Source organism: Flavobacterium orientale (assembly GCF_014638005.1).
Taxonomy (GTDB): domain Bacteria; phylum Bacteroidota; class Bacteroidia; order Flavobacteriales; family Flavobacteriaceae; genus Flavobacterium; species Flavobacterium orientale.
Window position 1 is genome coordinate 1 of record NZ_BMFG01000035.1, and the last position, 816, is coordinate 816.

Consider the following 816-nt stretch of genomic DNA (forward strand, 5'->3'; position numbering starts at 1 on the left):
AAGTTGCACCACAATTATCATTACGCAAACGCGATAAAACAATCGCACAGCCATCATAAATATCCGTATTACAATCTTGTGAGATATTATCATAACAAATCACAGGAGCTCCGGGGTAAATGGAAGCATCGTTGTCGTTGCAGTCGCCGCTACCTAGTACTGTTGTTGTATAACCGTCTCCCGGTGATTCACAACTTGAAATAGGATCTCCCGTGTAATATTCATCGCCATCAGTATCTAAGTACCAAGTAAACAACACCGGTGGTTCTGCAGAACAGGGGTCTATTTCATAACACCCACCCATATTACAAGCAAAGCCGGGAGGACAAACAACTCCTAAACACATACTGGTAAGATAAAAATCAGTTGATCCGGAAAATTCAATTAAAGGATTTGACACTAAAGTTTGGTAAGTAGCATAGGTCAAGGTTAGTTGAGCACCATATAACACAGTAATACTGTAAAATCCTTGACTATCAGTCTGCACTGTTGTAGATTCATAAGAAATAGTTACTCCTGAAAGAGGTTCCAGCGTTTCATTGTCTCTAACCACACCGGAAACTACATAGACTATAGGAAAACACCCCCCTTGTTCACAAGCAGTACCCGGTGGACAATTGACGAAGCTACACACCGAAGTAAGTAAAAAATCAAAATTAGGTAGTGACTCAAAAAATGGCTCACTTACCAAATCTAAATAATCGGCTTTTGACAAAGTTAAAACATCGCCATAAACCAACTCGATGGCATAGTAACCTTGTGCATCTGTTACAGTAGAATTGAGAGAGCTCGAAAGTGTAACTCCCGACAAAACAG

Annotated in this window: 1 protein-coding gene; it reads right to left on the bottom strand. The window is 40.2% G+C overall.

From position 1 onward, the window contains the following. On the bottom strand, positions 1 to 816 hold an 816-nt coding region (locus tag IEV15_RS14525), incomplete at both ends, for a MopE-related protein (RefSeq protein ID WP_229734169.1).